The sequence below is a fragment of the Achromobacter sp. 1011791174 genome, from assembly GCF_059760925.1.
On sequence record NZ_JCBANH010000035.1, the window covers coordinates 50,687 to 58,036 of the forward strand.

Here is a 7,350-nt window from a genome sequence, read left to right on the forward strand (position 1 = left end):
CTCAGATGGGTTCGTCCAGGCCGTGCTGCACCTGCTCGGCCGCGCGCAGCACGGCGCGGGCCTTGGCTTCGGTCTCGGCCCATTCGGCTTCCGGATTGGAGTCGGCGACGATGCCGGCGGCGGCCTGCACATACAGCGTGCCGTCCTTGATCACGCCGGTGCGGATGGCGATGGCCACGTCCATCTCGCCGCCATAGCTCAGGTAGCCGGCCGCGCCGCCGTAGATGCCGCGGCGCACCGGTTCCAGTTCGTCGATGAGCTTCATGGCCTCGACCTTGGGCGCGCCGGTCAGCGTGCCGGCGGGGAAGGAGGCGCGCAGCACGTCCATGCTGCTCATGCCGGGATTGAGGGTGCCGGTGACGTTGGACACCAGGTGCATCACGTGCGAGTAGCGTTCGATCACCATGGTGTCGCTGACCTTGACCGAGCCCACCTCGGCCACGCGGCCGACGTCATTGCGCGCCAGGTCGATCAGCATGACGTGCTCGGCCACTTCCTTGGGATCGGCCTTCAGTTCGGCCGCCAGCGCCGCGTCCTCTTCCGGCGTGGCGCCGCGCTTGCGGGTGCCGGCCAGCGGGCGGATGGTGATCTGGGACTTCGGTACGCCGTTGTCGACGATGCGCTCCTGGCGCACCAGGATCTCGGGCGAGGCGCCCACGACCTGGAAGTCGCCGAAGTTCCAGAAATACATGTAGGGGGAGGGATTGAGGGACCGCAGGGCGCGGTAGAGGGAGAGGGGCGAATCGCGGAAGGGCTTGGCGATGACCTGGCCGACCTGGACCTGCATCAGATCGCCGGCGGCGATGTGTTCCTTGGCGCGGTGCACGGCCGCCAGATAGTCTTCCTTCTTGAAATCGCGCCGTTCCTCGGTCTGCATGCTGGCGTGGCTGTACGGGATTTCCACCGGGCGTCGCAGCCGCGCGCGCAGGTCGTGCAGGCGCTGCTGGGCGCGGCTGTAGGCCTCGGGCTGGGCCGGGTCGGCGTAGACCATCAGGTAGATGCGGCCGGCCAGGTTGTCGACGATGACCAGCTCGTCCACGTGCATCAGCATCAGGTCCGGCGTGCCGCCTTCCATGCCGGCCGGGAAGGGCTTGACCGCCGGGCCCAGGCAGGGCTCGATGTGGCGCACCGTGTCGTAGCCGAAATAGCCCGCCAGGCCGCCGCAGAAACGCGGCATGCCGGGGCGCAGCGCGACCTTGAAGCGCGCCTGGTATTGCTCGATGAATGCCAGCGGGTCGCCGTCATGGGTTTCGCTGACCTTGCCGTCGTGCAGCACCTCGGTGCGCGTGCCGCTGGCGCGGATCACCGTGCGCGCCGGCAGGCCGATGAACGAATAGCGGCCGAAGCGCTCGCCGCCCACCACCGATTCCATCAGGCAGGTCATGCGGCCGGCCTGGGGGCCGGCATGGGCCAGCTTCAGGTAGATGCCCAGCGGCGTGTCCAGGTCGGCATAGGTCTCGGCCACCAGCGGGATGCGGTTGTAGCCTTGGGCGGCGAGGGCTTTGAATTCGATTTCGGTCATGTCGGGTCTCGTCGGCGATGGTTTGCGGGGGTGTCGCGGTATTCGCGGGGTTTCGCGGGGTTTCGCATTCGGGACCGGGCGCGCAACAAAAAAGCCCGGTCCAGGTTACTGGTTCCGGGCTTGGCGCTGTGCTTGCACAGTGTCGGCGCTAGGCGGCTACGTCGCGTCTAGGGCCGGGAAGGGAATCATCGCCACCCGGAAGACAAACGCCACCAGCGCCACGAGGCGCCGAGCATTTGGTTCTGGATGGAAACGTTCATGTGTTGTGCGAGCGTTCTTGCGTTGTGCAGGGTTTTGCGTTGTCGATCAGGCTTGCGGCCCGGCGATGCCATGATGGATTTCAGCTGCGTCCCTGTTTTGATTCCAGAGCGCGACCCACCGGGCGGCGTCGACAAGCGTGTCCACTATACCATCGACATCCAGCTCGCGCACGTCACGACCTTCGTTGTAGCCATAAGGCACCACCAGCACCTGGGTGCCGGCATTGCGCCCGGCCTGGGCGTCGTTGATGGAGTCGCCGATGGTCACGGCCTCGCGCGGGGCCACGCCCAGCAGCTCGCAGGCATGCAGCACCTGATCCGGATCGGGCTTGCGCCGGGCGCAGGTGTCGCCGCAGACCACGGCGTCGAAAAAGCCCGCCAGGCCGGCGCGCTGCAAGAGCGGAAGGGTGAATTCGGTGGGTTTGTTGGTCACCACCGCCAGCTTCAGTCCTTGCTCGCGCAGGTGCTTCAGGCCCTCGATCACGGCGGGGTAGACGGTGGCCTTCTCGCCGTTCACCTCGTGGTAGTGGCGGTGGAAGATCTCGCGGGCATGGGCGAAGGCGTCGGCGTCCGGCTCGGCCGCCTCCAGGCTGCCGGCCAGGCTGCGGCGCACCAGGTTGTCCACGCCCTTGCCGACGAAGGTGGCCACCACGTCCTCGCGCAGCGGCGCCATGCCCAGCTCCACGCGCATGGCGTTGGCGGCCCAGGCCAGATCGGGGATGGAGTCCAGCAGGGTGCCGTCCAGGTCCAGCAGCGCGGCGCGGAATGCGGTCATGGCGTTGTTCCCGAGGCTCAGGCGGACAGGCTCTCGCCCAGCGCGATCTGCTCGCGCATGGACTTGATGATGCCGGGGTAGTCGGGCTTGCCGAAGATGGCCGAGCCGGCCACGAAGGTGTCGGCGCCGGCGCGGCGGATCTCGGCGATGTTGTCGATCTTGACCCCGCCGTCGACCTGCAGCGCTATCGGCTGGCCGCCGGCCTGGGTCCAGGCGTCGATCCGGGCGCGCGCCTCGCGCAGCTTGGCCAGGGTGCTGGGGATGAAGCTCTGGCCGCCGAAGCCGGGGTTCACCGACATGAGCAGCACCAGGTCGATCTTGTCCATCACGTGGTCCATCAGCGACAGCGGCGTGGCCGGGTTGAACACCAGTCCGGCCTTGCAGCCTTGCTCGCGGATCAGCGACAGCGTGCGGTGCACGTGGCGGCTGGCCTCCGGGTGGAAGCTGATGTAGTCGGCGCCGGCCTTGGCGAACATGGGCACCAGCTCGTCCACCGGCTCGACCATGAGGTGCACGTCGATGGGCACCGTCACGTGCGGGCGGATCGCCGCACAGACCATCGGGCCGATGGTCAGGTTGGGCACGTAGTGGTTGTCCATCACGTCGAAGTGGATCCAGTCGGCGCCGGCGGCGACGACGTCGCGCACTTCCTCGCCCAGGCGGGCGAAGTCGGCGGACAGGATGCTGGGAGTGATGCGGGTGGCGTTCGACATGGCGTTCGGGGTGCGGGAGGGCATAATGTGCCATTATTGCAGTTTGGGGCGCGAAGTCGGGAAAAGCCCTTGCGGCGGCGTCCGTCCGCGGTTGTCCGACAAGCGCGCCGCCAGCGCGTCCTGGAACGCCCTGGCGTGGCGCCAGGAGCCGCCCCGGGTGCATCATCCCCACACAGGGAAGGACTGTGAAACCTTACGACCTCAGCGTCTCTGTCTCTCCGCGCTTCGTTCCCGAACAGTCCGATCCGGGCGAGCACCAGTTCGTGTTCGCCTATACCGTCCGCATCACCAACACCGGCGAACACCCGGCCCAGGTGATCAGCCGCCACTGGATCATCACCGACGGCAACCAGCGCGTGCAGGAAGTGCGCGGGCTGGGCGTGGTCGGGCAGCAGCCCCTGCTGGCGCCCGGCGAGACCTTCGAATACACCAGCGGCTGCCCGCTGCCCACCCCGGTGGGCACGATGCGCGGCACCTATCATTGCGTCGGCGAGAACGGCATCCCGTTCGAGGTGCCGATTTCCGAATTCGTCCTGGCGATGCCGCGTACCTTGCACTGACGCCGCGAGGCGACTGTTTTTTCTGGCCCATGAAGCGCATTCTCTGTCTGTCCGTGCTGTCGGCGCTGCTTGCCGCGTGCACCACCACCTCCGAAATCCCCCCTGAATCGGGCGCTGGCCCAGGCATATCGGCCCCCGCGGCCGAAGGCCCGCTGCGCGTGCCGTCGCTGTCGGCGCTGGCGGACACGCCGCCGCGCGCGCTGGCCGGCAAGCTCAAGCCCGCTTCCTGGGCCGAGATGCCCGGCTGGAGCAACGACGACCTGTCGCAGTTCTGGCCGTTGTTCATCCGCAATTGCCGCGGGCTGATGCGGCCCACCAGCGGCAACCTGGCCGCGCCGGCCCGCGCCACGCCGCGCGCCTGGCAGCCGGTCTGCGCGGCCGCGGCCGATCCGGCGCGCGCGCCGGCGGCGGGCGACGGCGAGGGCGTGCGCCGCTTCCTGCAAACCTATCTGCAACCCTGGCGGCTGAACGCCGCCGACGGCAAGCCGGCCACGAACACCGTCACCGGCTATTACGAGCCGCTGGTGCGCGGTTCGCGGCGGCAGGGCGGCGCCTATCAATGGCCGCTGTACACCGTGCCGGCGGACCTGCTGACCATCGACCTGGGGTCGGTGTATCCGGAACTGGCCGGCAAGCGCGTGCGCGGCAAGCTCGACGGCAAGCGCGTCGTGCCCTACGACACCCGCGCCGCCATCGAGGCCTCGGGCCGCCGTCCGCCCGTGCTGGTGTGGGTGGACGATCCGGTGGACAACTTCTTCCTGCAGGTGCAGGGTTCGGGCCGCGTGCTGCTGACCGACGGCCCCGATTCGGGCAAGACCATCCGCGTGGCCTACGCCGATCACAACGGCCAGCCCTATGCGTCCATCGGCCGCTGGCTGATCGACCGGGGCGAGCTGTCGGCCGATCAGGCCTCCATGCAGAACATCCGCGCCTGGGCGCAGCGCAACCCGAAGCGCGTGCCGGAAATGCTCAATGCCAACCCGGCTGTGGTGTTCTTCCGCGAGGAAGCCGTGGTTGATCCGGAACAGGGGCCCAAGGGCGCCTACGGCATCGCCCTGGCGCCGCAGCGTTCGGTGGCGGTGGACGCCGGTTTCGTGCCTCTGGGCACGCCGGTGTTCCTGGCCACCACGTATCCCGCGTCCGACCGGCCGTTGCAGCGGCTGGTGTTCGCCCAGGACACCGGCACCGCCATCCGCGGCGCGGCGCGGGCCGACTTCTATTGGGGCTACGGCGAGGAAGCCGGGCAGCAGGCGGGCCGCATGAAGCAGCGCGGCCAGATGTGGCTGCTGTGGCCCAAACAGGCAGGGGAGCCCAGCGCGCGATGACTCATCAGATCGTAGTCTGCGGGGCCGGCATCGTCGGCCTGTCGACCGCCCTGGCGTTGGCCCGGCGCGGGCAGCGCGTGGCCGTGCTGGCCCCGCGCGCCTCGGTGCCGGCGGCCGAAGCCGACCACTACCACCCGCGCGTGTACGCGATCTCCCCGGCCAGTCAGCGGTTCCTGGCCGGCCTGGGCGTCTGGGACGCCATGCCCGCCGCCCGGCTGACGCCGGTACAGGCCATGGAGATCCACGGCGACGCCGACGGCGAGGTCCATCTCAACGCCTGGCAGGCGGCGCTGCCGCAGCTGGCCTGGATCGTCGAATCGGGCGAGATCGAGCGTGTGCTGATCCAGGCCGTGCGCCTGTTCGGCATTCCCTGGATCGAGGACCGCTGCGCGGGCTACGCCAACGGCGAGATCCAGACGGAGAACGGGGCCCGCATCCGCGCCGAGCTGTTCGTGGGCGCCGACGGCGCGGCCTCGCCCCTGCGCGAGGCCGCTGGCCTCAAACACGAGGCGGTGCCGTACAAGGACACTGGACTGGTGGTGCACCTGGACGCCGAACGGCCGCACCAGGGCACCGCCGTTCAGTGGTTCCGCGACGACGGCGTGCTGGCGCTGCTGCCGCTGCCGGACACGTCCGACGGCGCGCAGGTGTCGATGGTCTGGTCCATGCGCGAAGAGGCCGCGGCGCGGCTGCTGGCCTTGCCGCAGGGCGAGCAGGCCGCCGCGCTGGAAGGACTGCTGGCGCACGCGGCCGAGGGCCGGCTGGGCAAGTTGACGGTGCGCAGCAAGCTGCATGGCTTTCCGCTGACGCTGGAACGCGCGCAGATGGTGGCGCCGGGCATCGCGCTGGCGGGCGACGCCGCGCACCGCCTGCATCCTTTGGCGGGCCAGGGGCTGAACCTGGGCCTGGGCGACGTCGAGGCGCTGGTCGAGGCCGTGGCCGGCCGCGAACCCTACCGCCAGGCGGGCGACCTGCGGGTGCTGCACCGTTACCAGCGCGCCCGCGCCGAGCCGGTGCTGGCCATGCGCCTGGCCACCGACGGCCTGCACAAGCTGTTCGCCGCGCGCGCCACGCCGCTGGCCTGGCTGCGCAACGCCGGCATGCGCTGGGTCGAGCACGCGCCGATGATCAAGCGGCATCTGATCGCGGGCGCATCGAAGAACTAGCCTGCCTGAGAGGGGCGCGCCAGAGGTCATCGGTCGCAGTACGGTTGGGACGGGTCCGACCTGATGAAAAATGGGGTCGGGTTGGCAGGCGAGTGGAACCTCGCCTTCCCGTCCCGGTCTGATGGCTCTGCGGGCGCTGCGCCCCTACGCGGATCGGTTACCCTTTCCGCCAAGAAATCGACATATCTGCACAGGAGTCCCCATGAATTTCCGAGTTTCGGCCGCGTTGGCGGCTTGTTTCCTGGCCGTGGGCGGCCTGGGCCTGTCGGCCCCGGTCCTGGCCAAGGAAGACAAGTCCGTGTCCACCGTCACCACCGGCCAGGCCGGCAAGGGCGACAAGGTGGTGTCCACGACCCAGGTGGCGCCCGCGGACCCTGTGGCCGACGCGGTGAAGGATCGCTTCCGCCAGCGCTTTTCCGGCATGGACGTGACCGCCGTGCGGCGCACGCCCTATGGCCTGTACGAAGTGCAGCTGGGCATGGATCTGATCTACACCGATGAAAAAGTGACCTGGGTCATGGAAGGTCCGTTGATCGACGCCATGACGCGCCGCGACGTGACCCGCGAATCCCAGGAAAAGCTCAGTGCTGTGACCTTCGACCAGCTGCCGCTGGACCTGGCGATCAAACAGGTCAAGGGCGACGGCTCGCGCAAGGTCGCGATCTTCGAGGATCCGAACTGCGGCTATTGCAAGCAGCTGCGCAAGACCATGGAATCGGTGGACAACGTGACCATCTACACGTTCCTGTACCCGATCCTGTCGCCCGATTCCAAGATCAAGGTGCGCGACGTCTGGTGCGCCAAGGACCAGGGCAAGACCTGGGACGACTGGATGCTGCGCGGCCAGAAGCCGGCCGCCGCCGAATGCGACGTGCCCGAGGCCAAGCTGCTGGCGCTGGGCCAGCGCCTGATGGTGCGTGGCACGCCGACGCTGTTTTTCGCCGACGGTTCCCGCATCAGCGGCGCGCTGCCGCTGGACCAACTGAAAGAACGCCTGAACTGATCCGCCCCGCCCGCGCCGGCCGGGGG

General features: G+C 69.0%; 7 protein-coding genes. 4 read left to right on the plus strand and 3 right to left on the minus strand.

The features are described 5' to 3' along the window. Nucleotide 1: 1 nt before the first annotated feature. From trpE to rpe, 3 genes are all read right to left on the minus strand, one after another. Nucleotides 2–1,522: an anthranilate synthase component I gene (gene trpE, locus AC6LJ5_RS14445; RefSeq protein WP_498140820.1), complete on the minus strand. Its 1,521-nt coding sequence runs from the start codon at nucleotides 1,520–1,522 to the stop codon at nucleotides 2–4. A 306-nt stretch (nucleotides 1,523–1,828) separates the two neighbouring features. Further along, nucleotides 1,829–2,557 carry a phosphoglycolate phosphatase gene (locus tag AC6LJ5_RS14450; protein ID WP_103272141.1) on the minus strand — a complete coding sequence of 243 codons (729 nt, stop codon included), beginning with the start codon at nucleotides 2,555–2,557 and terminating at the stop codon, nucleotides 1,829–1,831. A 17-nt stretch (nucleotides 2,558–2,574) separates the two neighbouring features. Further along, complete coding sequence (gene rpe, locus AC6LJ5_RS14455) at nucleotides 2,575–3,294, minus strand: ribulose-phosphate 3-epimerase (RefSeq protein WP_103272142.1); 720 nt, start codon at nucleotides 3,292–3,294, stop codon at nucleotides 2,575–2,577. 161 nt (nucleotides 3,295–3,455) lie between these two features. Here rpe and apaG point away from each other — a divergent pair, with 161 nt between their 5' ends. From apaG to AC6LJ5_RS14475, 4 genes are all read left to right on the plus strand, one after another. Next, nucleotides 3,456–3,830: a Co2+/Mg2+ efflux facilitator ApaG/CorD gene (gene apaG / locus AC6LJ5_RS14460; protein ID WP_103272143.1), complete on the plus strand. Its 375-nt coding sequence runs from the start codon at nucleotides 3,456–3,458 to the stop codon at nucleotides 3,828–3,830. A gap of 29 nt (nucleotides 3,831–3,859) precedes the next feature. Then, on the plus strand, nucleotides 3,860–5,155 hold the full coding sequence (gene mltA / locus AC6LJ5_RS14465; protein ID WP_103272144.1) for a murein transglycosylase A: 1,296 nt from the start codon (nucleotides 3,860–3,862) through the stop codon (nucleotides 5,153–5,155). Continuing rightward, the gene (locus tag AC6LJ5_RS14470; RefSeq protein ID WP_103272145.1) at nucleotides 5,152–6,321 is read left to right on the plus strand and encodes a UbiH/UbiF family hydroxylase; all 1,170 of its coding nucleotides are present in this window, start codon (nucleotides 5,152–5,154) and stop codon (nucleotides 6,319–6,321) included. The genes mltA and AC6LJ5_RS14470 overlap by 4 nt, the downstream gene beginning before the upstream one ends. A gap of 202 nt (nucleotides 6,322–6,523) precedes the next feature. Further along, entirely contained in the window at nucleotides 6,524–7,324 is an 801-nt protein-coding gene (locus AC6LJ5_RS14475; RefSeq protein WP_498140821.1) for a DsbC family protein, read from the plus strand. The last annotated feature ends 26 nt before the right edge of the window (nucleotides 7,325–7,350 follow it).

Excerpts from the sequence above, each read along its gene's own strand:
- AC6LJ5_RS14470 (WP_103272145.1), top strand. The coding sequence starts at position 5,152 with ATGACTCATCAGATCGTAGTCTGCGGGGCCGGCATCGTCGGCCTGTCG.
- rpe (WP_103272142.1), bottom strand. The coding sequence starts at position 3,294 with ATGCCCTCCCGCACCCCGAACGCCATGTCGAACGCCACCCGCATCACT.
- AC6LJ5_RS14475 (WP_498140821.1), top strand. The coding sequence starts at position 6,524 with ATGAATTTCCGAGTTTCGGCCGCGTTGGCGGCTTGTTTCCTGGCCGTG.
- trpE (WP_498140820.1), bottom strand. The coding sequence starts at position 1,522 with ATGACCGAAATCGAATTCAAAGCCCTCGCCGCCCAAGGCTACAACCGC.
- mltA (WP_103272144.1), top strand. The coding sequence starts at position 3,860 with ATGAAGCGCATTCTCTGTCTGTCCGTGCTGTCGGCGCTGCTTGCCGCG.
- AC6LJ5_RS14450 (WP_103272141.1), bottom strand. The coding sequence starts at position 2,557 with ATGACCGCATTCCGCGCCGCGCTGCTGGACCTGGACGGCACCCTGCTG.